General features: G+C 56.6%; 30 protein-coding genes and 2 tRNA genes. 26 read left to right on the top strand and 6 right to left on the bottom strand.

The window, feature by feature from the left end:
- Positions 1 to 18: 18 nt before the first annotated feature.
- Positions 19 to 1,272 carry an OprD family outer membrane porin gene (locus FZF01_RS08065; RefSeq protein ID WP_150277637.1) on the bottom strand — a complete coding sequence of 418 codons (1,254 nt, stop codon included), beginning with the start codon at positions 1,270 to 1,272 and terminating at the stop codon, positions 19 to 21.
- A gap of 315 nt (positions 1,273 to 1,587) precedes the next feature.
- Between FZF01_RS08065 and FZF01_RS08060 the strand changes: the two genes are divergently transcribed.
- Positions 1,588 to 2,016, top strand: a complete 429-nt coding sequence (locus FZF01_RS08060) for an HIT domain-containing protein (RefSeq protein ID WP_150277636.1) — start codon at positions 1,588 to 1,590, stop codon at positions 2,014 to 2,016.
- Positions 2,016 to 2,225 carry a SlyX family protein gene (locus FZF01_RS08055; protein ID WP_150277635.1) on the top strand — a complete coding sequence of 70 codons (210 nt, stop codon included), beginning with the start codon at positions 2,016 to 2,018 and terminating at the stop codon, positions 2,223 to 2,225. The genes FZF01_RS08060 and FZF01_RS08055 overlap by 1 nt, the downstream gene beginning before the upstream one ends.
- Positions 2,226 to 2,283: 58 nt before the next feature.
- Here FZF01_RS08055 and FZF01_RS19735 read toward each other — a convergent pair whose 3' ends face one another.
- The gene (locus FZF01_RS19735) at positions 2,284 to 2,871 is read right to left on the bottom strand and encodes a cold-shock protein (RefSeq protein ID WP_308420783.1); all 588 of its coding nucleotides are present in this window, start codon (positions 2,869 to 2,871) and stop codon (positions 2,284 to 2,286) included.
- 222 nt (positions 2,872 to 3,093) lie between these two features.
- On the bottom strand, positions 3,094 to 3,564 hold the full coding sequence (locus tag FZF01_RS08045; RefSeq protein WP_150277634.1) for a Dps family protein: 471 nt from the start codon (positions 3,562 to 3,564) through the stop codon (positions 3,094 to 3,096).
- A 347-nt stretch (positions 3,565 to 3,911) separates the two neighbouring features.
- On the opposite strand from FZF01_RS08045, the gene aspS reads away from it, so the two are divergent.
- The 17 genes from aspS to nadA all read left to right on the top strand — a co-directional run bounded on the left by aspS (position 3,912) and on the right by nadA (position 17,762).
- A complete protein-coding gene (gene aspS, locus FZF01_RS08040; RefSeq protein ID WP_150277633.1) occupies positions 3,912 to 5,687 on the top strand; it encodes an aspartate--tRNA ligase in 1,776 nt (591 codons plus the stop codon).
- Positions 5,688 to 5,712: 25 nt separating this feature from the next.
- Positions 5,713 to 6,459 carry a YebC/PmpR family DNA-binding transcriptional regulator gene (locus FZF01_RS08035; RefSeq protein ID WP_150277632.1) on the top strand — a complete coding sequence of 249 codons (747 nt, stop codon included), beginning with the start codon at positions 5,713 to 5,715 and terminating at the stop codon, positions 6,457 to 6,459.
- 121 nt (positions 6,460 to 6,580) lie between these two features.
- On the top strand, positions 6,581 to 7,108 hold the full coding sequence (gene ruvC / locus FZF01_RS08030; RefSeq protein WP_150277631.1) for a crossover junction endodeoxyribonuclease RuvC: 528 nt from the start codon (positions 6,581 to 6,583) through the stop codon (positions 7,106 to 7,108).
- Between the two features lie 22 nt (positions 7,109 to 7,130).
- On the top strand, positions 7,131 to 7,736 hold the full coding sequence (ruvA, locus tag FZF01_RS08025) for a Holliday junction branch migration protein RuvA (protein WP_150277630.1): 606 nt from the start codon (positions 7,131 to 7,133) through the stop codon (positions 7,734 to 7,736).
- 29 nt (positions 7,737 to 7,765) lie between these two features.
- A complete protein-coding gene (gene ruvB / locus FZF01_RS08020) occupies positions 7,766 to 8,827 on the top strand; it encodes a Holliday junction branch migration DNA helicase RuvB (protein ID WP_150277629.1) in 1,062 nt (353 codons plus the stop codon).
- 60 nt (positions 8,828 to 8,887) lie between these two features.
- Entirely contained in the window at positions 8,888 to 9,355 is a 468-nt protein-coding gene (ybgC, locus tag FZF01_RS08015) for a tol-pal system-associated acyl-CoA thioesterase (protein WP_150277628.1), read from the top strand.
- Between the two features lie 4 nt (positions 9,356 to 9,359).
- Entirely contained in the window at positions 9,360 to 10,034 is a 675-nt protein-coding gene (gene tolQ, locus FZF01_RS08010) for a protein TolQ (RefSeq protein ID WP_150277882.1), read from the top strand.
- An 11-nt stretch (positions 10,035 to 10,045) separates the two neighbouring features.
- Positions 10,046 to 10,492, top strand: a complete 447-nt coding sequence (tolR, locus tag FZF01_RS08005; protein ID WP_150277627.1) for a protein TolR — start codon at positions 10,046 to 10,048, stop codon at positions 10,490 to 10,492.
- The gene (gene tolA, locus FZF01_RS08000) at positions 10,489 to 11,535 is read left to right on the top strand and encodes a cell envelope integrity protein TolA (RefSeq protein ID WP_150277626.1); all 1,047 of its coding nucleotides are present in this window, start codon (positions 10,489 to 10,491) and stop codon (positions 11,533 to 11,535) included. The genes tolR and tolA overlap by 4 nt, the downstream gene beginning before the upstream one ends.
- Before the next feature lie 5 nt (positions 11,536 to 11,540).
- Positions 11,541 to 12,839, top strand: coding sequence for a Tol-Pal system beta propeller repeat protein TolB (gene tolB, locus FZF01_RS07995; RefSeq protein WP_373286416.1), 1,299 nt, complete (start codon positions 11,541 to 11,543; stop codon positions 12,837 to 12,839).
- 47 nt (positions 12,840 to 12,886) lie between these two features.
- On the top strand, positions 12,887 to 13,390 hold the full coding sequence (gene pal, locus FZF01_RS07990) for a peptidoglycan-associated lipoprotein Pal (RefSeq protein ID WP_150277624.1): 504 nt from the start codon (positions 12,887 to 12,889) through the stop codon (positions 13,388 to 13,390).
- An 8-nt stretch (positions 13,391 to 13,398) separates the two neighbouring features.
- Complete coding sequence (ybgF, locus tag FZF01_RS07985; protein ID WP_150277623.1) at positions 13,399 to 14,211, top strand: tol-pal system protein YbgF; 813 nt, start codon at positions 13,399 to 13,401, stop codon at positions 14,209 to 14,211.
- Positions 14,212 to 14,332: 121 nt separating this feature from the next.
- Complete coding sequence (gene queE / locus FZF01_RS07980; RefSeq protein WP_188434280.1) at positions 14,333 to 14,992, top strand: 7-carboxy-7-deazaguanine synthase QueE; 660 nt, start codon at positions 14,333 to 14,335, stop codon at positions 14,990 to 14,992.
- A gap of 1 nt (position 14,993) precedes the next feature.
- A complete protein-coding gene (gene queC, locus FZF01_RS07975; protein WP_150277621.1) occupies positions 14,994 to 15,677 on the top strand; it encodes a 7-cyano-7-deazaguanine synthase QueC in 684 nt (227 codons plus the stop codon).
- A 47-nt stretch (positions 15,678 to 15,724) separates the two neighbouring features.
- Positions 15,725 to 15,800 (top strand) — tRNA-Lys (locus FZF01_RS07970).
- 233 nt (positions 15,801 to 16,033) lie between these two features.
- A complete protein-coding gene (locus tag FZF01_RS07965) occupies positions 16,034 to 16,492 on the top strand; it encodes a PA2169 family four-helix-bundle protein (protein WP_150277620.1) in 459 nt (152 codons plus the stop codon).
- Positions 16,493 to 16,703: 211 nt separating this feature from the next.
- A complete protein-coding gene (gene nadA / locus FZF01_RS07960) occupies positions 16,704 to 17,762 on the top strand; it encodes a quinolinate synthase NadA (RefSeq protein WP_150277619.1) in 1,059 nt (352 codons plus the stop codon).
- On the opposite strand, the gene FZF01_RS07955 is transcribed toward nadA, so the two are convergent.
- Entirely contained in the window at positions 17,763 to 19,238 is a 1,476-nt protein-coding gene (locus FZF01_RS07955; protein ID WP_150277618.1) for a M48 family metalloprotease, read from the bottom strand. It lies immediately after the preceding gene.
- An 86-nt stretch (positions 19,239 to 19,324) separates the two neighbouring features.
- Here FZF01_RS07955 and FZF01_RS07950 point away from each other — a divergent pair, with 86 nt between their 5' ends.
- Both FZF01_RS07950 and FZF01_RS07945 read left to right on the top strand, forming a co-directional pair.
- Positions 19,325 to 19,573 (top strand): sulfurtransferase TusA family protein, encoded by a 249-nt coding sequence (locus FZF01_RS07950; protein ID WP_150277617.1) that lies wholly within the window; start codon positions 19,325 to 19,327, stop codon positions 19,571 to 19,573.
- A gap of 11 nt (positions 19,574 to 19,584) precedes the next feature.
- Positions 19,585 to 20,688, top strand: coding sequence for an AI-2E family transporter (locus FZF01_RS07945; protein WP_150277616.1), 1,104 nt, complete (start codon positions 19,585 to 19,587; stop codon positions 20,686 to 20,688).
- Positions 20,689 to 20,700: 12 nt separating this feature from the next.
- Here the strand turns inward: FZF01_RS07945 and FZF01_RS07940 are convergent, their stop codons facing one another.
- Both FZF01_RS07940 and FZF01_RS07935 read right to left on the bottom strand, forming a co-directional pair.
- A complete protein-coding gene (locus tag FZF01_RS07940) occupies positions 20,701 to 21,165 on the bottom strand; it encodes a peroxiredoxin (protein ID WP_150277615.1) in 465 nt (154 codons plus the stop codon).
- Positions 21,166 to 21,222: 57 nt separating this feature from the next.
- Positions 21,223 to 21,780 (bottom strand): glycine cleavage system protein R, encoded by a 558-nt coding sequence (locus tag FZF01_RS07935; protein WP_150277614.1) that lies wholly within the window; start codon positions 21,778 to 21,780, stop codon positions 21,223 to 21,225.
- A gap of 241 nt (positions 21,781 to 22,021) precedes the next feature.
- On the opposite strand from FZF01_RS07935, the gene dapA reads away from it, so the two are divergent.
- The 5 genes from dapA to FZF01_RS07910 all read left to right on the top strand — a co-directional run bounded on the left by dapA (position 22,022) and on the right by FZF01_RS07910 (position 25,711).
- The gene (gene dapA / locus FZF01_RS07930; RefSeq protein WP_150277613.1) at positions 22,022 to 22,897 is read left to right on the top strand and encodes a 4-hydroxy-tetrahydrodipicolinate synthase; all 876 of its coding nucleotides are present in this window, start codon (positions 22,022 to 22,024) and stop codon (positions 22,895 to 22,897) included.
- A gap of 35 nt (positions 22,898 to 22,932) precedes the next feature.
- Positions 22,933 to 24,036, top strand: a complete 1,104-nt coding sequence (gene bamC, locus FZF01_RS07925) for an outer membrane protein assembly factor BamC (RefSeq protein ID WP_188434281.1) — start codon at positions 22,933 to 22,935, stop codon at positions 24,034 to 24,036.
- Between the two features lie 17 nt (positions 24,037 to 24,053).
- Positions 24,054 to 24,851 carry an MBL fold metallo-hydrolase gene (locus FZF01_RS07920; protein ID WP_150277611.1) on the top strand — a complete coding sequence of 266 codons (798 nt, stop codon included), beginning with the start codon at positions 24,054 to 24,056 and terminating at the stop codon, positions 24,849 to 24,851.
- Positions 24,851 to 25,564, top strand: coding sequence for a phosphoribosylaminoimidazolesuccinocarboxamide synthase (gene purC / locus FZF01_RS07915; RefSeq protein WP_150277610.1), 714 nt, complete (start codon positions 24,851 to 24,853; stop codon positions 25,562 to 25,564). Before FZF01_RS07920 ends, purC begins: the two co-directional genes overlap by 1 nt.
- Before the next feature lie 57 nt (positions 25,565 to 25,621).
- Positions 25,622 to 25,711, top strand: a tRNA-Ser gene (locus FZF01_RS07910).
- Positions 25,712 to 25,734 lie beyond the last annotated feature (23 nt).

Raw genomic sequence — 25,734 nt, 5'->3', positions numbered from 1 at the left:
TTCTTACCGCGGGTTTGCTTAGAGCAGATCCCAGGTGTAGGAAACGATCAGGCGGTTCTCGTCGACGTCGCCGCCGTCAAGAGTGTCGTCCTGACGGATGGTAGCGTTACGCCACAACACGTTAACACCTTCCAGCGCGCCGTTCTGAACGGTGTAGCTGATGTTGGTGTCACGCTCCCAGCGGCTGTCACGCACGGCAGGAGCCGCATCGATGTTGTCACTGGTGATGTAGCGAGTCATGAACGTCAGACCGGGCATGCCCAGGCCAGCGAAGTCATAGTCGTAACGGGCCTGGTAGGAGCGCTCGTCCTTGGCGTTGAAGTCAAGGTACTGTACCGAGTTGGCCAGGAAGATTGCGCCATCATAGTAAGCGAAGCCAGCATCGCCACCCATCTGCTGATAGGCAACGCCGAATGCGTGGTTACCGGCACCCAGAGTCAGAGCCAGAGAGGTAGCATCGTTGTCGAAGTTGTCAGCTGGGCCGCTTTCGTCCGAAGTCTGGTAGTGAGCCAGGTCGGTGACCAGAGACAGGTCGTTACCCAGCGCCATGTTGTAGGTGGCGCCCAGGAAGTGACGCTTCCACAGATTTTCAGCATCAGAAGTGTAGAGGGTGGTGCTCAGGTCGTCAGAGAACGTGTAGGTGCCGCCGAGATACGTGACTTTCTCGTCAAGGATGAAAGCGCCATCAGTCTCGGAGGAGCTGCTCATATCGCCACGATCGTTCATGCGACCAGCTTCTACGAACAGGCCGTCGATAGACTCGTTGGTGATGCTGTAACCGTTGTAGTGGTTCGGCAGCAGACGAGCGTCGTCATAGGCGATAACCGGGTTGGACGGCAGGTGTACGCCATAACGCAGAACGGTGTCTTCTACGATGTGGGCTTTGACCGCGCCACGGATTTCAGCATAGTTGCCCGGGCCGGTGTTGCCCTGACTGCTTGGCAGCAGGCCAGTGCCTGCGTCGTCGCTGGTGCTGTCCAGCTTGATGCCCATCATCGCGATGGTGTCAAAACCCAGGCCGATCGGGCCGCGGGAGTAGCCGGATTCGAAGTTCAGTACGAAGCCGGTAGCGGTTTCGTCACGCTTGCTCTGGCCTACACCAGGGCTGCGGAAGTCGCGGTTGAAGTTCATGGTGCGGTTGCTGAGGGTAGCCGAAGAGCTCTCGATGAAGCCTTCGTTGTTTTCAACAGCTGCGGTAGCTTGTGACACGATAAGTCCATTTGCGGCGGCAACGGCCAGTGCAATGGAACTCCACTTGATAACATTTTTCATTATTTGCTCCTTCAGATTAAAAACAAGCCATGGTCACGGCACCCGCAACCAATCATCTTTTATTGTTATCCCAGCAGATTAAAGCATCAAAAGATGAATAGCGAAACATTAGGCTTAAAAAACATGCTCTTGTAGCTTTGACCTACAATTTATCCGAGTATCATACCTCGGCTGGGGTCTTTTAACCGCGCTATTGTAATCCAATTATCACAGTTTTATGTGATTCGTTTCACAAATGTCTCACGCTGAGACGGGCGGGATCGAATCGGGCAGCGATTCCCATCCCCATCTTGCCTTCAGGCCAACAGGAGCCACATGTTCAAGCTACATTCACAGCTGGCAGCTGATTGCGTTCATATCGGGGATTTTCCCTTGAGTCGGCTGCTGATGATGAACGATTCTCAGTATCCCTGGTGCATACTGGTGCCTCGGGTTTGCGATGTGACCGAGATATTTCAGCTTGATTATAAGGATCAGCAGCGTCTATCCGCCGAGTCTGCGTTGTTGAGCAGGTTGCTGTGCAGCACGTTTTCCGCGGACAAGATGAACATTGCCGCCTTGGGTAATGTCGTCAGTCAGTTGCACGTTCACCACGTGGTTCGCTATCGCACTGATGCGGCCTGGCCTGCACCTGTGTGGGGGCGTTTGCCGGTGAAGCCTTTTGCGGGTGAGGATCTGGAAGTGCGCTTGACACAAATCAAGCAGATGCTGCCATCTGGTTTCAAATTTGCGGAGCAAGTGTGATGAGCGATCTGGAAGACAGAGTTGCAGACCTGGAAATACGCCTGGTATTTCAGGATGACACCATACAGTCGCTGAGCGAAACGTTGGCCGCGCAGCAGATGGAGTTGGAGAAGTTGCGTCGAGCAGTGGAGGTGTTGGCCAGGAGGCAGGCTGATCTCGCCAGCTCTTTACCAGCCAACGATGAGGATCAGCCGCCGCCACATTACTGATCCTGCATTGTTGTGACGGAAGGTGGCGCCCTCTGAGGGCGCCGGTAATCAGTCTGGTTTACAGAATGACCACATCTTCGGCTTGCAGGCCTTTCTCGCGGCGGGCAACCACAAACTCGACCCTCTGGCCTTCTTCCAATGCCCGGTGGCCTTCGCCACGGATGGCGCGAAAATGCACAAACACATCATCGCCCTGGTCGCGTGAAATAAAGCCAAAGCCCTTATTGATGTTGAACCACTTTACCGTACCCGCTTCGCGATCCGACTGTCTGCCGGGCAGGCTGAACGAAAGCTGCTGTATCTCGTTTGCCAGAGTCATCACTGTTGCCAGGCAAACGACGCCGATGGCCATACCAATTGCATAAATGACCAGTGTTTCGAGCGCGGGAACCCAAGTTGAGATCAGAGGGATCAGTGCTGCGACCAGCAAACCGATCGAAACAACGATGGCGACGCCGAACCTGATTGCGGTGTCCACACGGTGGCGTGCGGTGAACTGTTGAAGATTGAGTAGGCCGGTAAACAACAGAAGAATTCCATTGAGATTGATCAGGCCGCTTTGAGCGAAGAAAGGTAGTGTGTTGACCAGGCCTGTAATTAACGCGGCGAGGCCGATGATGAGGTGCAGATAACGTAACGTATTCAAGAATTTCACCTTGGATGCTATGACATTGGTAATGGGGAAGTGCCTGTGGCCGGCGCATAGAGACTTTTGCCGGGGCGCGCACTGTAACCTGAAACTGTCAAGGGCTCAAAGCGTGAACTTGTGGGGTAAAGAGAAAGTCAAGAAGGGTAGAGCAGTGCTGTAACTTGAGCATCGGCGGGTGGCTGTCCACCCGCCGACGTTAATTCAATGCAGCGGCAGACATTATTTCTCGAGAAGGCTGCGCAGCATCCATGCGGTTTTCTCATGCACCTGCATCCGCTGGGTCAGCAAGTCAGCCGTTGGCTCATCGTGGGTTTCGTCGCAGATAGGGAAAGACTCCCGTGCAGTGCGTACGCATGATTCATGACCCTCGACCAACAGGCGAACCATGTCCAGCGCATCCGGTACACCCTCTTCTTCCTTGATGCTGCTCAGTTCGACAAACTGCTTGTACGTGCCGGGCGCGGGGAAGCCGAGAGTCCGGATACGCTCAGCGATATCATCCACCGCCTGTGCCAGCTCCATGTAATGGGTTTCAAACATCATATGCAGTGTCTGGAACATGGGGCCCTTCACGTTCCAATGAAAATTGTGGGTTTTCAGATAAAGCGTGTAGGTGTCCGCCAGCAGGTGCGACAGACCCTGAGCAATTTTCTCGCGATCGTTTTCTTTGATGCCAATATCGATTTTCATCATGACTCCTGTTGGATGGGATTGATTCAAACGGGTTTGGACTGCCGCAGTTGGCCGTAACTGCGACTGTGTTGTTGTCCTTTTGAGCTGCAGTATAGACGCTAACGTAACGCCTGCATGCTCAACTGCCAATTTGTCGAAACCGAATATTGCAGCAATCTCCTCGCAGCTGGCGCGTCTCCATGTGGAGTCATGTCGTTGGAGCACAGTTAAATCAGGGATTGAGGTTCTCGCCGACAAGGGTACCTTTCGGGTATATTATGGCGCTTTTCTCAGTGTGCTGCTTCGCGACTGGCATTCATCCCGGCGCGCAGGCTGCCCGATCTCTACGACAGGAATACCACAACATGATGCGTACCCACTATTGCGGCCAGTTGAACGAATCGCTGGCGGATCAGGAAATCACCCTTTGCGGCTGGGTTCATCGACGTCGTGACCATGGTGGTGTGATATTCCTGGATATCCGCGATCGTGAAGGTCTGGCGCAGGTGGTATTCGATCCAGATCGCGAAGAAACCTTCGCTCTGGCCGACCGCGTGCGCAGTGAATATGTGGTCAAGGTAACCGGTAAGGTCCGCCCTCGCCCTGCCGGTGCAGTGAACCCCAACATGGCCTCCGGTGCGATCGAGGTTCTGGGGTACGATCTCGAGGTGCTGAACCAGGCCGAAACGCCACCCTTCCCCCTGGACGAGTATTCAGATGTGGGCGAGGAAACCCGCCTGCGTTATCGCTTTATCGATCTGCGCCGCCCAGAGATGGCCGCCAAACTGAAGCTGCGTTCGCGCATTACCAGCAGCGTGCGCCGCTATCTGGACGAGAATGGCTTTCTGGATGTGGAAACACCCATCCTGACCCGTGCTACCCCTGAAGGGGCTCGTGACTATCTGGTGCCCAGTCGCACCCACCCTGGTACTTTCTTTGCCTTGCCGCAGTCACCACAGCTGTTCAAGCAGTTGCTGATGGTCTCCGGCTTCGACCGTTATTATCAGATCGCCAAGTGCTTTCGCGATGAGGATCTGCGCGCTGATCGCCAGCCGGAATTCACCCAGATCGATATCGAAACCAGCTTCATGGACGAGAAGGACATCATCGGTCTGACCGAGGGTATGATCCAGAAGCTGTTCAAGGAAGTGCTGGACGTGGACCTTGGCGACTTCCCGCATATGACCTTCGAAGAGGCGATGCGTCGCTATGGGTCGGACAAGCCGGACCTGCGCAACCCGTTGGAGCTGGTCGACGTGGCCGACCAGTTGACCGAAGTCGACTTCAAGGTGTTTAGTGGGCCGGCTAGCGATCCCAAGGGCCGTGTTGCTGCGCTGCGCGTTCCTGGTGGGGCCAGCATGCCGCGAAAGCAGATCGACGATTACACCAAGTATGTGGGCATCTATGGCGCCAAGGGCCTGGCCTATATCAAGGTCAATGAGCGAGCCAAGGGCGTTGAAGGTCTGCAGTCACCGATTGTCAAATTCATTCCCGAGGCGAACCTTGAAATCATTCTCGACCGGGTTGGCGCGGTTGATGGCGATATTGTCTTCTTTGGCGCCGACAAGGCGAAGATCGTCTCCGAGGCCTTGGGCGCCCTGCGTATAAAGCTTGGACATGACCTGCAGTTGCTGACCTGCGAGTGGGCGCCGTTGTGGGTGATCGATTTCCCGATGTTTGAAGAGAACGACGATGGCAGCCTGAGCGCATTGCACCATCCTTTCACTGCGCCCAAGTGCAGCCCGGAGGATCTGGCTGCCAACCCGGCTACGGCTCTGTCGCGCGCCTATGACATGGTGCTTAACGGTACCGAACTGGGTGGCGGTTCGATCCGTATCCATCGCAAGGAAATGCAACAGGCGGTTTTCAACATTCTCGGCATCAGTGCAGAAGAGCAGCAGGAAAAGTTCGGCTTCCTGCTTGATGCATTGAAGTACGGCGCGCCGCCGCACGGTGGCTTGGCCTTTGGCCTGGATCGCCTGGTTATGCTGGTAACCGGTGCCCAGTCGATCCGTGAAGTCATTGCCTTCCCGAAGACCCAGAGTGCGGCCTGTGTCATGACTCAGGCCCCGGGTGCGGTGGATGGCAAGGCCCTGCGCGAGCTACACATCCGTCTGCGCGAGCAGCCCAAGGTCGAATAACCCGCCCAGAACCACGGAGTCGATCATGGCCGGACATTCCAAATGGGCCAACATCAAGCATCGCAAGGCAGCGCAGGACGCCAAGCGTGGCAAGGTGTTCAACAAGCTGATCAGGGAATTGACTGTGGCTGCCAAGCTTGGCGGCCCCGAGCCCGCGGATAACCCCAGGCTAAGAGCGGCGGTGGATAAATCACTGACCGCCAACATGACCCGCGATACCATCGACCGCGCAATTGCGCGTGGTGTGGGCAGCACTGATGCGGACAACGTCGAGGAGCTGACCTATGAGGGTTATGGTCCCGGTGGCGTTGCGGTCCTGGTCGAAGTGATGACCGATAACCGCAATCGCACGGTCAGTGAAGTTCGCCACGCCTTCAACAAGTGTGGCGGTAATCTGGGCACCGACGGGTCTGTGGCCTACCTGTTCGAAAGGCGCGGGCAGATCAGCTATGGACCGGGTGCGGATGAGAACGCTCTGATCGAGGTGGCCCTGGAAGGAGGGGCTGAGGACGTCGTTAGCAATAACGACGGTTCGATTGACGTATTGACCACTTTCGAAGAGTTCGGTGGCGTTCGCGATCATCTGGATCAGCAGGGATTTGTTCGTGAGGCTGCGGATATCAGCATGATCCCTGCGACCACCGTTGTCCTGGACCTGGAGGGAGCCGAGAGCGTTCTCCGGTTGGTTGACATGCTTGAAGATCTGGACGATGTGCAAAACGTCTACAGCAACGCTGACATACCCGACAATGTTCTGGCCCAGTTGAGTTAGAGCGTCGAGCGCATGGAACGGGGAGGCATGTGCCTCCCTTTTTCTTGCCCGCGTTCTTTTATCGAATGGCCAGGCGGATATGGCACACTAGGGCTCATCCAATTAGCGGAAATCACCACGCATGGCCCTGATATTGGGTATAGATCCAGGTTCGCGCACGACAGGCTACGGTATTGTCCGCGAGCACGCGGGTAAGTGTGAATACGTCACCTCGGGTTGTATCCGTCTCGGCGGCGGGCCGCTGCCGGGCAGGCTCAAACTGATTTTCGAGGGCCTGAGTGAACTGATCGGAAAATATGAGCCGGATATTCTCAGCATCGAGCAGGTGTTCCTGGCGCGCAACCCTGATTCGGCACTGAAATTGGGTCAGGCCCGCGGCGCTGCAATAGTTGCAGCGGTGCACGCCGGAATGGATGTGCATGAATACACCGCCAGGCAGATCAAGCAATCGGTAGTTGGTACCGGTGCAGCTGACAAGACCCAGGTGCAACACATGGTCACTCAGCTGCTCGGGCTTTCCGGGACGCCGCAGGCGGATGCCGCTGATGCCTTGGCAGCGGCGCTCTGTCATGCCCATTCGACGGCACTCAATACGCAGCTGGGTGGCGGGCTCCTCGGGTTGCGCAGCGGCCGGGTCCGCCACAGATGAGCGTCAACGAAGAGACATTTCAATGATTGGACGACTGACAGGTGTGCTGCTCGAAAAGCAACCGCCGCATATTTTACTGGACGTACAAGGCGTAGGTTACGAGCTGGACGCGCCGATGAGCACCTTTTACAAGCTCCCGGGCCTGGGGCAGTCGGTTACCCTGCATACTCACATGGTGGTGCGCGAAGATGCTCAACTGCTGTATGCCTTTGTCGAGAAACGCGAACGCGAACTTTTCCGTGAGCTGATCAGACTCAACGGCGTGGGCCCCAAGCTGGCGCTGGCTTTGATGTCCGGTCTTGAGGTTGATGAGCTGATTCGGGCGGTACAGGCTCAGGACACCAGCGCTCTGGTGCGGGTGCCCGGCGTGGGCAAGAAGACCGCGGAGCGTTTATTGATAGAGCTACGCGACCGTTTCAAGGCATGGGAAGCCTTGCCTGGCTCCTTCAAGCCGCTGGGCGGGGAGGGTGCCAGTCTCGCTCCAGCCTCACAGAGCAGTGATGCGGTCAGTGCCCTCATAAGTCTCGGGTACAAGCCGCAGGAGGCCAGCCGCGCCGTAGCAGCGGTCGAAGAGGACGGCATGACTAGCGAAGAGTTGATTCGTCGCGCGCTCAAGGGCATCGTTTAATTGTTCTGCATTCAACGCACGGGATATCCATGCTGGAAGAAGATCGCTTGATCGCTGCCGCGCCGCGGCAGCAGGAAGATGTTATTGACCGGGCTATCCGCCCCTATCGCCTGGCTGATTATATCGGTCAGCCGAGTGTGCGTGAGCAGATGGAGCTGTTTATGAAGGCAGCCAAAGGCCGCGGTGAGGCCCTGGATCACGTACTGATTTTCGGGCCGCCCGGACTGGGCAAGACGACCCTGGCCAACATCATTGCCCAGGAGATGGGCGTCAAGATAAAGAGCACCTCAGGTCCGGTCCTTGAGCGCGCGGGCGACCTGGCAGCCATGCTGACCAGCCTTGAAGCTGGAGATGTACTCTTTGTTGATGAGATTCATCGTCTTTCGCCGGTAGTCGAAGAAATCCTCTATCCGGCAATGGAAGATTACCAACTCGATATCATGATCGGCGAAGGGCCTGCTGCCCGCTCCATCAAGTTGGATCTGCCCCCTTTTACGCTCGTGGGTGCCACCACCAGGGCGGGTATGTTGACTAACCCGCTGCGTGATCGGTTTGGCATTACGCAGCGGCTGGAGTTTTACGGAGTCGATGATCTGGCGACCATTGTGACCCGTTCGGCAAAGATTCTCGGCCTGCAGGTGGAGTCCCATGGTGCGCTCGAGATTGCGCGTCGGTCCCGCGGTACACCGCGAATCGCCAACCGATTGCTGCGTCGCGTTCGTGATTTCGCAGAAGTACGCGGCACCGGTGCCATTTCGGCAGAAATAGCCGACCAGGCCTTGAACCTGCTGGATATTGACGTCAAGGGCTTCGATCACATGGACCGTCGTTTGTTGTTGGCGATGATCGACAAGTTTGATGGTGGTCCAGTGGGTATCGATAGCCTGGCTGCAGCCATCAGTGAAGAGCGGCACACCATAGAGGATGTGCTTGAACCTTTTCTTATTCAACAGGGTTTTATTACCCGAACCCCCCGAGGGCGCATGCTTACACGGCACGCCTATGCCCACTTCGGGCTCGATCTGCCCCGTCGGATGACACAGCCCGCGGATGATCTCTTCGGCACCGGACAGGACGCTGACGGGGCTTGAAAAAATATTTTCGATATTGGCTGGGAAACACTATGCAAAGCTCACCGTTGGCTCTACATTATGCGCGCTGACTATTCCGGACCGCCGTTCGTGCAGAGAGTCCGAGTCTACTTTGAAGATACCGATGCCGGCGGCATCGTTTATTACGTTAATTACCTCAAATTTATGGAACGTGCGCGAACCGAAATGGTCCGTACCCTGGGGTTTGACCAAAGTGTCCTGCAGACTGAAAACATTATTTTTGTCGTGCACTCGGTGACCGCCCGTTATCACGCGCCCGCGCGCTTGGATGACGAGCTGGACGTCAGCGTGGAAGTGCTTGATCTCAAGCGGGCCAGCATACGGTTCCGCCAGCAGGTTAAACGTGTTGATGGGGACCTGTTGTGTGAGGGTGAGGTGTTGGTTGCATGTGTCAGCGCCGACCGGTACAAACCCAGAGGAATTCCGTCTGGTCTGAACGCTGCGTTCAGGGCCAGGCAGGTAATAGATAGCAAGACCGAGCGAGGAGAGGCACCGCGTGCAAGCTGATCAAATGTCGATGTGGCACCTGATTTCTACCGCCAGCGTTCTGGTACAGCTGGTTATGCTGATTCTGGTAGCGGCATCCATCATGTCCTGGGTAATCATTTTCCAACGCGGGTCCTTTATCCGCTCCGCGAAAACCGCGCTCGATGACTTCGAGGATCGATTCTGGTCTGGCATCGATCTGTCCAAGTTGTACCGTCAGGTCACAGGAAACCCGGACAACAACTCCGGACTGGAACAGATCTTTCGCGCCGGCTTCAAGGAATTCTCCCGGATGCGTCAGCAGGCAGGTGTTGATCCGGATGCTGTAATGGATGCGGTACAGCGCTCGATGCGCGTGGCGATTTCCAAGGAAGAGGAAAAGCTCGATCAGCATCTACCGTTTCTCGCCACTGTCGGCTCGACCAGTCCTTACATTGGTCTGTTCGGCACCGTCTGGGGCATCATGAACTCCTTCCGTGGTCTGGCTACAGCGCAACAGGCCACACTGGCGACAGTTGCTCCGGGTATTGCCGAAGCCCTGATCGCGACGGCAATTGGTTTGTTCGCGGCGATTCCGGCAGTTATTGCCTATAACCGATTTGCCGCGCGCTCGGAAACACTGATCAGTCGCTACTATACCTTTGCTGACGAGTTCTCGAGCATTCTTCATCGCCGCGTCCACGCCAGCAACGACGAGTAAACGGAGTCAAAATGCAGGTTCAAGGCAGACGCCGGAAACGCAAACCCGTTGCAGAGATGAACGTCGTACCCTATATCGACGTGATGCTCGTGCTGCTGGTTATATTCATGGTGACCGCTCCGATGCTGAATCAGGGCGTGAAAGTTGATTTGCCGCAGGTGGCCAGTGAGGTCATGCCCTCGGACAGCAATCAGCAGGTGCTTACTTTGTCAGTGTTGGCCGATGGAACCTATTTCTGGAATCTGGGTGAAACCGTTGATACGGAGAACCAGACGGACAGCGCGATTTCTCTGGAGGAAATGGCGTCGGGTGTGACCAAGATTATCAGTGCTCGACCGGACACGCTGGTATACATACGAGGCGACCGCGAAGCTAACTACGGCCTGGTTGTTACCGCGATGGCAACTTTGCAACAAGCGGGTGTCCCGAACGTGGGACTGATTACAGAGGCGCCGTGAACACTCGTGAGCCGCGTCAGGCGGAAACCGGCCGTTATGTTGCCTCGGTGCTCAAGGCCCTGGCCGTGCACCTGGCTGTGGTATTGCTGCTTTTCGTCTCCTTCAGCAGCGCGCCGGAATTCGAGCCCGCCAAGCCAATTGTTCAGGCGACATTGGTACAGTTGAACTCCAAGAGCCCGGCGCAGACCCAAACGGATCAGCGTATAGCTGGTGAGGCCGCACGTACCGCAGCTCAACGCCACGAGGCAGAAGAGCTCAAACGCGACCAGCAGAAACAGGAACAGGCCGAGGCTGCCGCAGCCAGGGCGAAGGAGCAGGCTGCTGCAGCGCAGGCCGCCCAGCAGCGTGAAGAGCAGCAGAAAGCGGCACAAGCCGCTGAGCAGAAGCAGTCGGAGGCAGCCAAACAGCTCGAAGCTGCCAAACAAGCCGAGGCTGAAGCCCAGCGCAAGGCCGATGCAGCGCGCAAGTTGGCAGCCGAGGAAGCCGCAAAGAAGGCAGAAGCCGAGGCGGCAAAGAAAAAAGCGGCTGATGAGGCAGCGAAAAAACAGGCTGCGGAGCAAGCGAAGAAAAAAGCCGCAGAGGAGGCCAAGCGCAAGGCTGACGCTGCCAAGGCAGCGGCGGAGAAAGAGGCCCAGCAAAGGCGTGCGCAAGAAGAGGCTCGCGCCAAGGCGCTGGCTGATTTGCTTGCCGACGAGACGCAATACCAGCAGGCTCAGGCTGACCTGTCAGGTGATGAGGTAGCAGCCAGCTATGATGATTTGATCAGACGTTATGTCAGCGAGCAATGGAGACGTCCTCCTTCTGCACGTAATGGTATGGTGGTTGACGTTGTCATTAGTATGCTGCCTACGGGTGAGATTACTGGCGCCGTAGTCGTGCGCACTAGCGGTGACCCGGGTTTTGACCAGTCTGCGGTGCAAGCCATCAGAAACGTGGGTCGTATTCCAGAAATGCAGCAGTTGTCACGGGAAAAGCCGGCAACTTTTGATAGCCTATATCGCAAACGAACGTTGCGCTTCAAACCAGAGGACCTGTCATTCTGATGAAAATGTTGAAAATCTGGCTAACTGCCTTCGCGCTGCTGCTTGTAACGCAGAATCTGTATGCTCAGGGCGCCATCGAGATTACCCGGGGCACCGACAAGGCTTCGCCGATTGCTGTGGTGCCTTTTGGCTGGCAGGGTGGCACGCCGCTGCCTGAAGACATGGCAGAAATTGTTGCCAACGACCTGCGAAACAGCGGCATGTTTGCTCCGTTCGACAGACGCAATATGCTCAGCACTCCTACCCAGGCCAGCGAGATATTTCCTCGAGACTGGCGCATTCTTGGTGTCGAATATGTTGTCGCCGGGCAGATTAATGCCGATCCCGGCTCCGATCAGTATCGTCTGCAGTTCAGCCTTTACAGTGTTGTCAGGGAAGAAGTACTGATGACGCGTACCGTGAGTGGCACGCGAAGTCAGTTGCGTGATATGGCGCACCATCTGAGCGATCAGGTCTTCGAGGAAATTACTGGCATCAAGGGCGCATTCAATACCAAGCTCCTTTACGTCGCTGCTGAACGATTTTCTGTCGACAATACCCGTTTTACTCTGCAGCGCTCGGACTATGACGGCGCTCGAGCAGTCACACTGCTGCAATCACGGGAACCTATCCTGACGCCTTCGTATGCACCAGATGGGCAGCGTATTGCTTACGTATCCTTCGAGTCAGGGCGCCCGGAAATATTCGTGCATTACATCCAGACCGGTCGCCGCGAGCGTATCACCAGTTTCGAGGGCCTCAATGGCGCCCCTTCCTGGTCACCTGACGGTGAACGCCTGGCTTTTGTGTTGTCCCGCGATGGTAATCCCGAGATCTACGTGATGGAGCTGGCCAACAAGCAGCTGCGACGCATCACCAACCACTTTGCTATCGATACCGAGCCGGACTGGCTGGATGCCAACACCATCGTCTTCACGTCTGACCGTGGTGGCCGTCCGCAGATCTATAAACAGAATATCAATACTGGTGTTACCGAGCGGCTGACTTTTGTCGGCAACTACAACGCCAATGCCAAACTCTCCGTTGATGGTCGGACCATGGTCATGGTGCACCGTCAAGAGGGTACCCGTAATTTTCAGATTGCCATCCAGGACCTGGAGCGCGGTAATCTGAGAGTGTTAACAGAAACTTCATTGGATGAATCACCCACTGTTTCTCCCAATGGCGTCATGTTAATTTATGCCACCCGTCAACAGGGACGGGGCGTACTCATGCTGGTGTCTACCAATGGCCGTGCAAGGTCGGTAATTCCGACCCAATTCACGGACCTGCGAGTGCCCTCATGGTCCCCATACCTGCCCTAGGGTGTAAAAAATCATTAAAACATGTGGGGTTTACGAGGAGTCTTATGATGCAAGTAATTAAATTTGGTAAGTTTGCGGCATTGGTTGTAGCTATGGGCGTGATTGTTGGTTGTTCCTCCAAAGGTGGCGACACCGGCGGAACTGGCGCGGTTGATCCGAACGCCGGTGCTGGTTACACCACTCCAGCTTCAAGCGGTGACGACATGTCCAGCGAAGAGGCTGCTCTGCGCGCGGTCACTACTTTCTACTTCGAACTCGATAGCGCCGAGCTGAAGCCTGAAGCTACCCGCGCCCTTGATGTGCATGCCAAGGATCTGCGTGCTGCTGGTAACCGTGTAGTGCTGGAAGGCCACACCGACGAGCGTGGTTCACGCGAGTACAACATGGCTCTGGGCGAGCGTCGTGCTGCTGCCGTTCAGCGTTACCTGGCTGGCCAGGGCGTTTCTCCTTCACAGCTGGAGCTGGTCTCCTACGGTGAAGAGAAGCCGGCCGCAATGGGTTCCAGCGAAGAAGCTTGGGCTCAGAACCGTCGCGTAGAACTGCGTAAGTAAGAGGTCATATGAAAGGGTTCAGGGGTTTAACAGCTGCCTTCATGCTATTGCCTATCGCGGCAATGGCCCAGGTGCCGGTTATTGACGGTAGCGCGGGCGGTGTCCGCGGTAGTCAATCGTCTACCCCTGCCGCCCAGCAGACCACAGCTGGCCCCTCGATAGAGGGCCAGCTATTGCAGCAGCTGTATCAGCTTCAACAGGAGGTCGCGATGTTGCGCGGCAGGCTGGAGGAGCAGGAATATCGGCTCAAGCAAATGGAGCAGGACCAGTCGGACCGATATCAGGATATAGACCGCAGGCTGTCAGCGGGCACCGGGGTTACACCTGGCGATGCCGATCAGCAAGCGCCAATTGATGCACTTGAAAGCCCCACTGCGAGTCAGCAGGGAAACACTGGCAGTGCAACAGCACCGCAAGGCAATACCGGCACGGCTGAGGTCGATCCGGCGCGTGAGAAATTGATGTACGATGCAGCCTTTGACCTGGTCAAGGCGCGAGATTTTGAAAAGGCGATCCAGGCCTTCAGTGCCTTCGTCAGGAAATTCCCGAATAGCGAATACGCCGGGAATGCGCAGTATTGGCTGGGTGAAATTCACCTGGTAGAGTCCGATTTGCAATCAGCTGGCCGCGCGTTCGCGTTGGTAGTCAGCGAGTATCCCGGACATCGCAAGGAAGCCGACGCACTCTACAAGCTCGCCGATGTCGAGCGCCGCCTGGGTAACCGGGACAAGGCCGTAGAGCTGTATCAGCAAGTGCTCTCACGGCATCCGAACTCGTCGGCAGCCCAGCTTGCAAGGCGCGATCTGGACAGCCTGGGCTGAGAGATACCCGCCCCACTCTTACTATTACGGCCATCATGCTTGCTTCCTGATTCATCAGGTGTGCAAGCGATCGTCCCAACGGGCCTCTGCCTTTTCAGCAGTCCAGCCCTGGATGCCAAACATGTCAGTCGATCTTTGCGCAACGCTCCGGATCACGGAGATATTTTATTCCCTTCAGGGTGAAAGCCGCTCGATCGGGTTACCCACCGTTTTCGTACGTCTGACGGGATGCCCTTTGCGATGTCAGTACTGTGATACTGCTTACGCCTTTACTGGTGGCGAAGTTCACAGCCTGTCCGCAATTCTTGCACGCATAGAGCGGTTCAAACCGCGTTTCATCTGCGTAACCGGTGGTGAGCCTCTCGCCCAGCCTAATTGTCTCCCATTGCTGCAAGCGCTTTGTGATGCGGGCTATCAGGTGTCGCTCGAGACCAGTGGCGCCTTGGATGTCAGTGCAGTGGATCCGCGTGTGAGCAGGGTGGTAGACCTGAAAACGCCAGATTCGGCAGAGTCCGGCCGCAATCTGTATGGAAATATGGCGGTGCTCGGTAAACATGACCAGGTGAAGTTTGTGGTCTGTAGCAGGCAGGATTATGAATGGGCGCGCTTCAAGCTGGACGAGTACTCGTTGCCGGAGCGGGTAGATGAAGTGCTGTTCTCGCCCAGCCACGAACAGCTAGTCCCAAAGCTCCTTGCTGAGTGGATTATGGAGGACAACTTGCCAGTCCGTTTTCAGCTACAGCTGCATAAATATCTGTGGAACGACGAGCCTGGACATTGATATGACGAATAGTAAAAAAGCGGTCGTGCTGCTATCTGGCGGCCTGGATTCTGCAACGGTTCTGGCGATGGCCCAGGCGGAAGGCTATCTGTGTCACACATTGAGCTTCGATTATGGTCAGCGCCATCGGGCAGAGCTCAACGCAGCGGCACGTCTCGCAGCGAGCGCCGCTGTAGCAGCCCACAAGGTGATCAAGCTGGATCTTGATGGAATGGGGGGCTCAGCCCTGACTGACGTCAGTATCGCTGTACCAGAGGAGGCGGGAGAAGGGATCCCTGTTACCTATGTGCCGGCACGTAACACCGTCTTTCTGGCCTTGGCGCTGGGTTGGGCAGAGGTACTCGAGGCAAAGGACATCTTCATTGGTGTTAACGCTGTCGATTATTCCGGTTACCCCGACTGCAGGCCGGCTTTCATACAAGCTTTTGAGACAGTAGCCAATCTCGCTACACGTGCAGGCATCGAAGGTGTCGGGTTTCGCATCAGGGCTCCCCTGCAGAATATGAGTAAAGCTCGGATAGTCGAATCAGGTGTACAGTTGGGTGTCGATTACAGCCTGACCGTTTCTTGCTATCAGGCAGATGATCAGGGGCGAGCCTGTGGCCGCTGCGACAGTTGCCGTCTGCGCTCAGAGGGATTCGAGGCTGCGGGGCTAAAGGATCCGACACGTTACGCGGGGATGTAAAAAAAACTTGAGTTTATCTGATAAATCAGTACTATAGCGCGCGTTCCGGGTCGTTAGCTCAGTTGGTAGAGCAGTTGGCTTTTAACCAATTGGTCGTAGGTTCGAATCCTACACGACCCACCATTTTTCCCCTCTGTTTATCCTGAAATACCCCATACCCCTTTTTCCGCTTCCTGATTCCGTCCAATCGGCTGCTTTCCTGCGTACTGAAAGCTCGACGTGGCATTTCCTTGTCTCTAGCCCCTCAATTTAATGGTTGAACCTCCCTATGCCGGCAAAGTCCAAACTCTGGCAAATGGAATGACGCAATCTGTCTTTTCCATCATCGCAATCATGTAATGAACGGAGGAAGGTCTATGACTTCAGCAGCGAAAGAAACCATCAAGGTTCTCAACGATCTTATCGAGACTTGCAAGGATGGTGAGAAAGGTTTCAAGGTATGCGCGGACGACGTGAAGCGGCCCGAGCTCAAGGCATTGCTCAGTGATCACGCCATGGAATGTGGTAAGGCAGCTACAGAGCTCCAGGGGATTGTGGTACGTCTGGGTGGTGACCCGGAAGACGATACTAGCCTGGCAGGTGATATGCACCGCCGCTGGGTCGACCTCAAGTCAATGATCTCGGGAAAAGACGAAAAGGCTATTCTCAACGAGTGCGAGCGCGGGGAAGATGTCGCCAAAAAGAGCTACAAGGAAGCTCTCGAAGCGGATTTGCCCGCTGACGTACGCCAGGTCGTAGAACGTCAGTATCAGGGTGTGCTGCGTAACCACGATCAGATCAAGGCATTGCGTGACGCAGAACGCGCTCGCAGTTAACCAGTCTGTATCCTGAGTTGGGCGCGGGACGTATAAATGCCCACGCCCTGCAGTGTGACCGTCAGGATAAGCGGGCTGTAGGATTACAGCCCGTTCAGGTCGCCTTCAAGGTGATGGGCTGGAGCAGGCCAGCGCCACGGCAGTGATCCATTATTCAGAGCAGACGGCGTGGTATAATGCCAGCCATTGTCACGACTACAGGATCCTTGTCATGTCACAGATTCCCGAGCGGGTGTTGGTTCAGGCCCATCTTGCGGCCAAGCAGGTTGCGCCCCTCACTACAGCGGAAGAGGCCGATTACAAAGCACGTATCCGCTCGGCGCTACTCGCACGTGATGCCGTCCTGGTTGCCCATTACTACACCGATCCTGTGCTACAGGCGTTAGCCGAAGAAACAGGTGGCTGCGTCTCCGATTCCCTGGAAATGGCGCGTTTTGGCAAGGAACATCCGGCCAGCACCCTGGTAGTAGCTGGTGTGCGCTTCATGGGTGAAACGTCCAAGATCCTCAGTCCCGAGAAGCAGGTTCTGATGCCCACGCTCGAGGCCACCTGCTCACTGGATATCGGCTGTCCGATAGAGGAGTTCTCTGCCTTTTGCGATCAGCACCCGGATCGGACTGTAGTCGTTTATGCCAATACCTCAGCCGCCGTCAAGGCGCGGGCGGATTGGGTGGTGACTTCGAGCTGCGCGCTCGAAATCGTTGGCCACCTGATGGACAAGGGCGAGAAGATCATCTGGGCACCTGACCAGCATCTGGGTAATTACATACAGCGTGAAACTGGTGCAGACATGCTTCTCTGGGAGGGTTCATGCATCGTTCACGAGGAGTTCAAGGCCAAGGCATTGCTGGATCTCAAGGCCGTATATCCCGATGCTGCTATTCTGGTACATCCCGAGTCACCCATGTCGGTAGTGGAGCTTGCAGACGTGGTGGGCTCAACCAGCCAGCTGATCAAGGCGACTCAGACCCTCCCGAATCCTACCTTTATCGTTGCCACTGATCGGGGCATCTTCTACAAGATGCAGCAGGGCGCTCCGGGCAAGTTGTTGATCGAGGCGCCAACTGCGGGTAGTGGTGCTACCTGCCGCAGCTGTGCACATTGCCCCTGGATGGCCATGAACACCCTGCCGGCACTATTGCAGAGTCTGGAACAGGGCACTAATGAAATCCTGGTGCCTGAGCATCTTGTTCCCCAGGCGGTGAAGCCGCTGGAACGAATGCTCGAATTCACTCGCCAGGCTCGTCTCAACGCCGTCGGGAACGCCTGATCACATATTTTCTATAATGGCGCGCTGCTCCATCAGGTACTGCTGACGGGCTTGAATGCGAGCGCTTTGGACATAATCGTCCCCCGCGCGCACGGCTGCCAGGTCCAACTGCTCGGCAGCCTGGTCCAGGTCGCCGGCGAGCATGAAGTACTCAGCCCTGGCGGTATGGACGCCCACGATATTGCCCGCCAGGCCGCGTATCTCTGCGGTCAGGTACCACACATCAGGGTCGTTTTCGCGCTGGCTCGCCAGCCGGTTGATCACCTTTTCCGCCTCGGCATAACGCCGGCTTCGCAACAAAATATCCGCCTTGGCCTCCTGCAGGGGATAGCTTTCCGGATTGATCAGCAATAGGCGGTCTACGCGGGCAAGCGCCTGATCCAGTTTGCTTCGGCTGATGTCCAGCTCCACGGCTGCGAGATTGACAGCCAGATTGTCGCCCTGACTGGCGAGCAGTGGCTCGATAACGCTGGCAGCCTCTGCATGCTGCCCGCCGCGAATCAATGCCAAAACGAGTCCGTACCTTGCTGCCGCGTGGTCGCCCTCGTGTTCATCTAGCAGGATTCGAAAGCGCTGCGCCGCAAGTCCGGGACTTTGCTCATAATGTAGCTGTACCCGGGCACGCATCATCTGATACTCCGGGCTATCGCTTTGTCCGCCATTCTTCAATTGCTCTGCCCGGTTGCGTGAGTCGGCGATACGCGACTGTGTCACCGGGTGGGTCAAGAGAAACTCCGGCGGCTTGCGGCTGAACCTGCCCATTTGCGCGAGACGCTCAAACATGTCGGGCATTGCCTCGGGGTCGTATCCGGCACGTTCCAGGTTGATCAATCCGATTCGGTCAGCCTCCTGCTCGTTCTGGCGGGAGAATCGCCGTTGTTCCTGTATTGCCGCCGCCTGAGTGGACGCCAGGGCAGCGATCCCGGCGTCACCGCCACCAGCCGCTGCCAGAATGACACCGGCCAGCATGGCGGTCATCATGGGGATGCGCATGCGCTCCTGCTGTTGTAGATTGCGGGCAAAATGGCGTTGTGACAGGTGGGCAAGTTCGTGGGCCATGACCGAGGCAAACTCGGCTTCGGTATAGGCGTTCAAAAAGAGTCCGCCATTCACACCGACCACCCCGCCGGGCGCGGCAAAGGCATTCAACTGCGGACTCTCAATCAGGACGAAGGCCAGGCGTCGGTCAGACAGTTGGCTGGTTTCTACCAGGCCATAGACATGACGCTCGATAAAGTCCTTGAGCAGGGGATCATCCATTGTGGGAACGGCGCCGCGCAGCATGGACAACCATGCCCGGCCCAGCTGGTATTCCTGCTGCGCAGACATGATGGACGAGCTGGTATCTCCCAGGGACGGTAGGTTGAATTCTGTGGCGCCAAGGGATGGCGCAGCGAAACTGACCAGCAGCCCAAGTGCCAGCCCCTGTAAACCGGTGCGTAGTCGCCTGATGGGTAGCGCTGTGATGCTATACATGATTACCTGCGTATCCAGTGGGATAAGATTGTCTGCCATCAACCCCCGAGGGCTATACTGTAGCACTAGTTGATCAGGAGCCTCGCATGGCTGACGCCCCCAGCACCTTCACCGCCGACCAGAGACTTGATGCCCGGGGGCTGAGTTGTCCATTGCCTCTGCTCAAGGCCAAGCAGGCCCTCAACAAGATGGCAAGTGGAGAGATATTGCAGGTTTTGGCGACGGACGCTGGTTCGCAACGGGATTTCAAGCGATTTTGCGAGCTTGCCGGTCACTCCCTGCTCGAGTCCTCCGTTCAGGACCATGAATTTCATTATTGGTTGCGTAAGGAGTGAGATCAACAGGCATGATCAAGGTATTCCGTAACTGGGTGCATCGCTACTTTTCCGACGAGGAAGCAGTCGTTCTGGCGGTACTCCTCGCATTGGGTTTTGCGATTATCATCTCCTTTGGTGACAGCATTGCTCCACTGCTGACCGGGGTGGTGCTCGCCTATCTGTTGCAGGGTATGGTCACCCGCCTCAAGAAGTGGGGAGTTCACCAGGCGATTGCCGTCTGGCTGGTGTTTTTGCTGTTTCTTAGTGCGTTGGCGGCTCTGTTCGGTATTGTCGTGCCGCTGGTGTGGCGGCAGGTGATCAATCTGTTCAATGAGTTGCCACGTATGCTGGTTGAATGGCAGGCGCAGTTGGCGCACCTGCCTGACCAGTATCCTGCACTGGTGTCCTCTGGTCAGATCGATCGGATAGTGGCGTCGATCAATGGTGAGCTTGGGCAGTTCGGGCAATGGCTCTTGTCCCAGTCTCTGGCTGGTTTACCCATGTTGCTTACCATCCTGGTCTATCTGGTGCTGGTGCCGATTCTGGTGTTCTTCTTTCTGATGGATAGCGACAAGATTATCGCCTGGCTGGTAGGGCGGCTTCCCCGCGAGCGGCGTTTGATGAATGAAGTCTGGACCGAGATGAATCAGCAGATAGGCAACTACATTCGTGGCAAGGCGGTGGAAATCTTGATCGTAGGTGCCGTCAGCTATGTCTGCTTCGCCGTTCTGGGCCTCAATTACGCTGCACTGCTGGCGGTCATGGTCGGATTCTCTGTTCTGGTGCCCTATATAGGCGCCACCATTGCCACGATCCCCATCGCTCTGATCGGACTCTTTCAGTGGGGCCTGGGCAACGAGTTCATGGTGCTGATGATTGTGTATGCGGTTATTCAGGCCCTGGACGGTAACGTGCTGGTTCCTGTTCTGTTTTCCGAGGCTGTCAATCTGCATCCAGTCGCCATCATTGCGGCGGTACTGATTTTCGGTGGGCTATGGGGGTTCTGGGGGATATTCTTTGCAATCCCGCTCGCCACTCTGTTCAAGGCGGTCCTTAATGCATGGCCGGGGGCGCAGGGAGAAAATCAGGGTCGGGAGCTGCAACCTGGCGAGGTGGTTGCTGAGGCTCCCTAGAAAGTGGTGGTTTCAGAGAGCCCGGGCTGCAGCCAATACCTCTGAAACGTGGCCCTTGACCTTTACCTTGCGCCACTCTGCCCGCAGCACGCCCTGGGCATCTACCAGGAATGTGCTGCGTTCTATTCCCTCGTACTCCTTGCCATACATCTGCTTCAGCTTGATCACGTCGAACAGCTGACAGAGCGATTCGTCCGCGTCACTGATCAGTTCAAAGGGAAAGCCCTGTTTGCTGCGAAAGTTCTCATGGGTACGCAGGCTGTCGCGTGACACGCCGAATATGCGGGTATTGGCCGCAGCAAAATCTTCATGGCAGGCGCGAAAATCCTGCCCCTCGGTAGTACATCCCGGCGTATTGTCCTTGGGGTAGAAATACAGCACATAGTGCTGACCAATAAGCTGCTCGGAGTCTACTTTTATGCCGCTAGTTGCCTGAGCGTTGAAGGCAGGTACGGGTTGGTCCAGTTCGATGGTCATGCCGGGAGGTTCCTTGGCTGTTGGTTGCAGGTTGGGCAGGGGCTATGGTTCCGGATCTCAGTGCACTGGCCGCCAGGGCTCTATCACCGCATCCAGATTGAGTTCGTCACAAAAATCCAGAAACTGTTCGCGCAGCCAGCTAAGCTGCGTTTTGGCCGGAATGGCGATGGTCAAAGTCATATTCAACATGGCTGTGCCGGTGTGCTGTGCCATGTAGGTAAAGCTGAACAGCTCCTCAATGTCGATTTCCAGTTGCTGAAAGAAGGCGCAAAGCTCGCCGCACAATTCAGGCCGCTGTGCCGCGGTGACGAACACGTTGTAGGGAAGCGCCTGGGGTCGTTCATCCAGGGTGGTGCTGCGGCTCATCGAGAGCGTGAACTGCTCGCGACGTGCCACCGTGTGAAGCAGCGTCTCCAGACGTGCGAGCGCATCCCAGTTCCCGCTGACCTGCAGAAGCAGGGCAGAGCAGGTGCCGTGTCTGCTCATGCGGCTACTGACGATCAAGCAGCGCTGCTCCATGCACAATCGTGTAAAGGTGGTAACCAGGGTGGTGGTTTGCCCGCCCAGGGCGCTGATAACCAGGAACTGTTCCTTCTGTGGTGCTGGGGTCGACATGGTGTTCCTCAAAAGCTGATTTACGACTTGCCCCGCAGGTCCGGCAGGTCGTCAGAGGTATTATTGTCGCCCCGTCTGCCCCTGGGATCAATCTCAGCTTGTGTGCGACTGTCTTGTAGTCGAGGTCCTGTAATGGCGTGTGAGAAGCCTGTGCGCGGCCGCGAATTGTGTGTGGCTTCCCTTGTGCTGACAGCACGGCGAAAGTACCATTGCGGGTCAATGTTTCAACTGGAGCAGTTGCATGATTTCAGGCAGCCTGGTGGCGCTGGCAACACCGATGGATTCACGGGGCGGGCTTGACTGGCAGGCTCTTGAACGGCTGGTTGATTTTCACCTCGAACAAGGTACTGACGGGATTGTTGCTGTAGGTACCACTGGCGAGTCAGCAACGCTGGACATGGCCGAACACAAAGAGGCGATTCGTCGTGTGGTCGATCAGGTAGCGGGTCGCATACCGGTTATTGCCGGTACAGGTGCAAATTCAACCCGCGAAGCGGTAGAGCTGACAGAAGCGGCTCGCAGCGTGGGGGCCGACGCTTGCCTGCTGGTGACGCCCTACTATAACAAGCCTACCCAGGAAGGCCTGTACCAGCACTTCCGCTTTATTGCCGATGCGGTAGCCGTGCCTCAGATACTTTACAACGTCCCGGGTAGAACGGCCTGCGACATGTTGCCGGAAACCGTGGAGCGGCTTGCCGATATCAGCAACATTATCGGCATCAAGGAAGCGACGGGTGATCTTCAGCGTGCGCGCGAGCTCATAGACCGCGTTGCGGACCGCATGGCCGTCTATTCCGGGGATGACCCTACTGCAGTGGAGCTCATTCTGATGGGCGGCAAGGGCAACGTTTCCGTCACTGCCAATGTGGCGCCCAAGGCGATGCACGAGTTGTGCAAAGCAGCACTTGAAGGCAACGCCGATCTGGCGCGCCAGATGAACGAGTCTCTCATGCCGTTGCACAAGGCCATGTTCATTGAATCAAACCCGATTCCAGTGAAATGGGCGCTGCACGAGATGGGCATGATGGCTGACTCATTGCGCTTGCCACTGACCTCGCTCAGCCCTCGCTGTCATGAAACGGTCCGTGCTGCCCTACGCGAATGCGGCATTCTGTGAACTCGCCTCGAACCATGTATACCAAGGAATTGTTTATGAAGCCTGTACTGGGTGCTTTAACGCTCGCGCTGCTCGCTGGTCTGAGTGGCTGTGGTTATCTCGCTGGTGAAGATGGCTATTTCCGGGATCGTGGATCGGACTATCAGGGCGTCGTCATCGAGCCGAGAATTGATATTCCCGCGGGCGTTGAAAGCAAGCCGCTGGGTGATCTGCTGCCCGTGCCCGGTCAGACTCAGGCCCAGGAAAATACCGGGGAGTTCGAGTTGCCCCGGCCCCAGCCCATGCTGGTCAGCGCCGATGCAGCCGAGTTCTCGCTGCAACAGAATGGCTCGACCAGATGGGTTCAGGCGCAGCGCAGCGCCGCCGAAGCCTGGCCTCTGGTGCGCCAGTTCTGGAATGATTACCAAGTGCCGGTGGCAAGCGAGACCCCTAACCTGGGACAGCTGCAGACTGACTGGATAGCCTTTGATCTGCAGGCCGACAACCCGCTGCTGCGCCGCATTCTTCCCGCCATTGGCGAAGGTCGCAGGGTCGATGGTCAGGAGCACCGTTTCCGTATGCGTATTGAACCCGGCGTTGAAGGTGCAAACAGCGAGATTTATGTCACCCAGATGTCGCGCAGCCAGGGCGGTACGCGCGATGATTGGCCTGAAAATTCTGATAACGCCAATCTTGAGCGGGCCGTCTTGGCGGAAATCGAGACCTATCTGAATCAGACCCGTAGTGGCGCTTCAATCACTTCACTGGTTGCCGCTCAGGCAGGCCCGCGCGCAGTGCTTGCGCGCGACGGTGCAGGCAATCCGGTCCTGACCCTGCAAAGTGACTTCAACCGGGCCTGGGCCGCTATCGGACAGGCTTTGAGTCAGGCCGATATCCGCATAGCCGACCTGAACCGTAGCTCGGGTGTTTACTATATTGATCTGGCTCAGTCAGCCAGCAGCCAGGAAAAGCCTGGTTTCTTCGGACGCTTGTTTGGCCGTGATGAAGAACCCGAAGACGACAGGGCGCAGCGTACCGAAGTTCGCCTGACCGCGGTGGGCGGAAGTGTGCAGGTCACGGTGGATGAGAGCATCAATAGTGCTGCAGACCCGCGGGTTGCAGCCGATGTGCTCGAGCGCATCCAGACGAATCTGAATTGATCGAGCGGGTATAACCTATGCGGTATTGCTCGCTGGGCAGTGGCAGTCGTGGCAACGCCACGGTTGTCGAGTCCGGTCAGACACGTCTGCTGATCGATTGCGGTTTCAGCCTGCGTGCAACGGAGCAGCGGCTGGCCCAGGCAGGTTTGAGTGCGCGGCAACTTAGCGCAGTCCTGGTCACCCACGAGCATTCCGACCATGTGAAAGGCGTTGAAGGTCTGGCCAGGCGGTACCAGCTACCGGTTTACATGACCCACGGCACGCTGCATGCGCTGCGCGATTTTCAGGCGCCGGTCGAGGTTGTGCAGCTTGATCAGGGCTTCACAATCGGCGAGCTGCATGTTGAGCCGGTGGCGGTTCCTCATGATGCCCGTGAACCCTGTCAGTACATCTTCGACAGTGGTCAGCACCGCTTCGGCATTCTGACTGATACCGGCATGATTACCCCCTGGATCATTGAGCGCTACAGGGCGCTCGACGGGCTCTTTCTGGAAGCCAACTATGATCCTCACATGTTGGCCAACGGGCCCTATCCGCCCAGTTTGCGCGCCAGGGTCTCTGGAGATCTGGGGCATTTGAGTAATCAGCAGGCCGCTGGGCTACTTGCCCAAATCGATCGTTCCACCCTGCGGCACGTGGCGATTGCGCACATCAGTGAAAAGAACAACCGGCCAGAACTGGCGCTGGATGAATTGCAAGGCGCTTTAGCCGGATGGTCAGGTGAGTTACACCTGGCTGAACAGAACCAGGGACTCCCCTGGCAAGACATAACGGGTATGACCCAACCACTTTTCGCGCACAGCGGGAGCCGATAATGGAAAAACGCACAGAACTCTATCGCGGCAAGGCCAAATCGGTATTCACTACCGACGATCCGGATCGTCTGATCCTGCTGTTTCGTAACGATACCTCTGCCTTTGATGGCAAAAAGATTGAACAGCTTGACCGCAAGGGCATGGTTAACAACCGTTTCAATGCGTTCATCATGCAAAAGCTTGAGGATGCGGGCATTCCTACCCAGTTCGATGCGCTGTTGTCCGATACCGAGGTTCTGGTCAAGAAGCTCGATATGATCCCGGTTGAATGCGTGGTGCGCAATCATGCTGCCGGGAGTCTGGTCAAACGCTTGGGCATCGAAGAAGGCAAGGCGCTGACGCCACCGACCTTCGAGCTATTCCTCAAGGATGACGCCAAGGGTGACCCCTTCATCAACGAGTCTCACGTAGTGACCTTCGGGTGGGCGACGGCTGACCAGCTCAAGCGTATGCAGGAACTGACGCTGCAGGTAAATAGCATCCTTACCAGGCTATTTGACGCCGCCGGTTTGATACTCGTGGACTTCAAGCTGGAGTTCGGGCTGTTCAAGGGCGAAATCGTACTGGGCGATGAATTCAGCCCTGACGGTTGCCGCCTGTGGGATAAGGCCACAGGCAAGAAAATGGACAAGGATCGCTTCCGCCAGGGCCTGGGCGGTGTAATTGAAGCCTATGAAGAGGTAGCGCAGCGTCTGGGCGTAGAGCTCGGCTGACAGCTAGGCTGACCCCTTCCGCCGCGTCGAGCAAAGCTGTTATGATGCGCGCCGACTGGAGAGTTGCCGGAGTGGTCGAACGGGACGGATTCGAAATCCGTTGAACTGGCAACAGTTCCCAGGGTTCGAATCCCTGACTCTCCGCCAGAAATAGACCGCAAGGCCCCGTT

The sequence above is a fragment of the Halopseudomonas salina genome (assembly GCF_008641105.1).
Note: the sequence above shows the minus strand (reverse complement) of the source record. Positions and strands in the feature narration are given on the sequence as shown.

Bases quoted from the DNA above. Each gene is read 5' to 3' on its own strand.
- FZF01_RS07945 (WP_150277616.1), top strand. From the start codon at position 19,585: ATGATCAAGGTATTCCGTAACTGGGTGCATCGCTACTTTTCCGACGAG.
- aspS (WP_150277633.1), top strand. From the start codon at position 3,912: ATGATGCGTACCCACTATTGCGGCCAGTTGAACGAATCGCTGGCGGAT.
- bamC (WP_188434281.1), top strand. From the start codon at position 22,933: ATGAAGCCTGTACTGGGTGCTTTAACGCTCGCGCTGCTCGCTGGTCTG.
- FZF01_RS08055 (WP_150277635.1), top strand. From the start codon at position 2,016: ATGAGCGATCTGGAAGACAGAGTTGCAGACCTGGAAATACGCCTGGTA.
- purC (WP_150277610.1), top strand. From the start codon at position 24,851: ATGGAAAAACGCACAGAACTCTATCGCGGCAAGGCCAAATCGGTATTC.
- pal (WP_150277624.1), top strand. From the start codon at position 12,887: ATGCAAGTAATTAAATTTGGTAAGTTTGCGGCATTGGTTGTAGCTATG.
- ruvC (WP_150277631.1), top strand. From the start codon at position 6,581: ATGGCCCTGATATTGGGTATAGATCCAGGTTCGCGCACGACAGGCTAC.
- FZF01_RS07950 (WP_150277617.1), top strand. From the start codon at position 19,325: ATGGCTGACGCCCCCAGCACCTTCACCGCCGACCAGAGACTTGATGCC.
- FZF01_RS07940 (WP_150277615.1), bottom strand. From the start codon at position 21,165: ATGACCATCGAACTGGACCAACCCGTACCTGCCTTCAACGCTCAGGCA.
- ruvB (WP_150277629.1), top strand. From the start codon at position 7,766: ATGCTGGAAGAAGATCGCTTGATCGCTGCCGCGCCGCGGCAGCAGGAA.
- queC (WP_150277621.1), top strand. From the start codon at position 14,994: ATGACGAATAGTAAAAAAGCGGTCGTGCTGCTATCTGGCGGCCTGGAT.
- FZF01_RS08065 (WP_150277637.1), bottom strand. From the start codon at position 1,272: ATGAAAAATGTTATCAAGTGGAGTTCCATTGCACTGGCCGTTGCCGCC.
- queE (WP_188434280.1), top strand. From the start codon at position 14,333: ATGTCAGTCGATCTTTGCGCAACGCTCCGGATCACGGAGATATTTTAT.
- tolB (WP_373286416.1), top strand. From the start codon at position 11,541: ATGTTGAAAATCTGGCTAACTGCCTTCGCGCTGCTGCTTGTAACGCAG.
- FZF01_RS07935 (WP_150277614.1), bottom strand. From the start codon at position 21,780: ATGTCGACCCCAGCACCACAGAAGGAACAGTTCCTGGTTATCAGCGCC.
- FZF01_RS08060 (WP_150277636.1), top strand. From the start codon at position 1,588: ATGTTCAAGCTACATTCACAGCTGGCAGCTGATTGCGTTCATATCGGG.
- dapA (WP_150277613.1), top strand. From the start codon at position 22,022: ATGATTTCAGGCAGCCTGGTGGCGCTGGCAACACCGATGGATTCACGG.
- FZF01_RS08045 (WP_150277634.1), bottom strand. From the start codon at position 3,564: ATGAAAATCGATATTGGCATCAAAGAAAACGATCGCGAGAAAATTGCT.
- tolR (WP_150277627.1), top strand. From the start codon at position 10,046: ATGCAGGTTCAAGGCAGACGCCGGAAACGCAAACCCGTTGCAGAGATG.
- FZF01_RS07965 (WP_150277620.1), top strand. From the start codon at position 16,034: ATGACTTCAGCAGCGAAAGAAACCATCAAGGTTCTCAACGATCTTATC.
- FZF01_RS07955 (WP_150277618.1), bottom strand. From the start codon at position 19,238: ATGTATAGCATCACAGCGCTACCCATCAGGCGACTACGCACCGGTTTA.
- ybgF (WP_150277623.1), top strand. From the start codon at position 13,399: ATGAAAGGGTTCAGGGGTTTAACAGCTGCCTTCATGCTATTGCCTATC.
- FZF01_RS08035 (WP_150277632.1), top strand. From the start codon at position 5,713: ATGGCCGGACATTCCAAATGGGCCAACATCAAGCATCGCAAGGCAGCG.
- ybgC (WP_150277628.1), top strand. From the start codon at position 8,888: ATGCGCGCTGACTATTCCGGACCGCCGTTCGTGCAGAGAGTCCGAGTC.
- nadA (WP_150277619.1), top strand. From the start codon at position 16,704: ATGTCACAGATTCCCGAGCGGGTGTTGGTTCAGGCCCATCTTGCGGCC.
- tolQ (WP_150277882.1), top strand. From the start codon at position 9,360: ATGTCGATGTGGCACCTGATTTCTACCGCCAGCGTTCTGGTACAGCTG.
- ruvA (WP_150277630.1), top strand. From the start codon at position 7,131: ATGATTGGACGACTGACAGGTGTGCTGCTCGAAAAGCAACCGCCGCAT.
- FZF01_RS07920 (WP_150277611.1), top strand. From the start codon at position 24,054: ATGCGGTATTGCTCGCTGGGCAGTGGCAGTCGTGGCAACGCCACGGTT.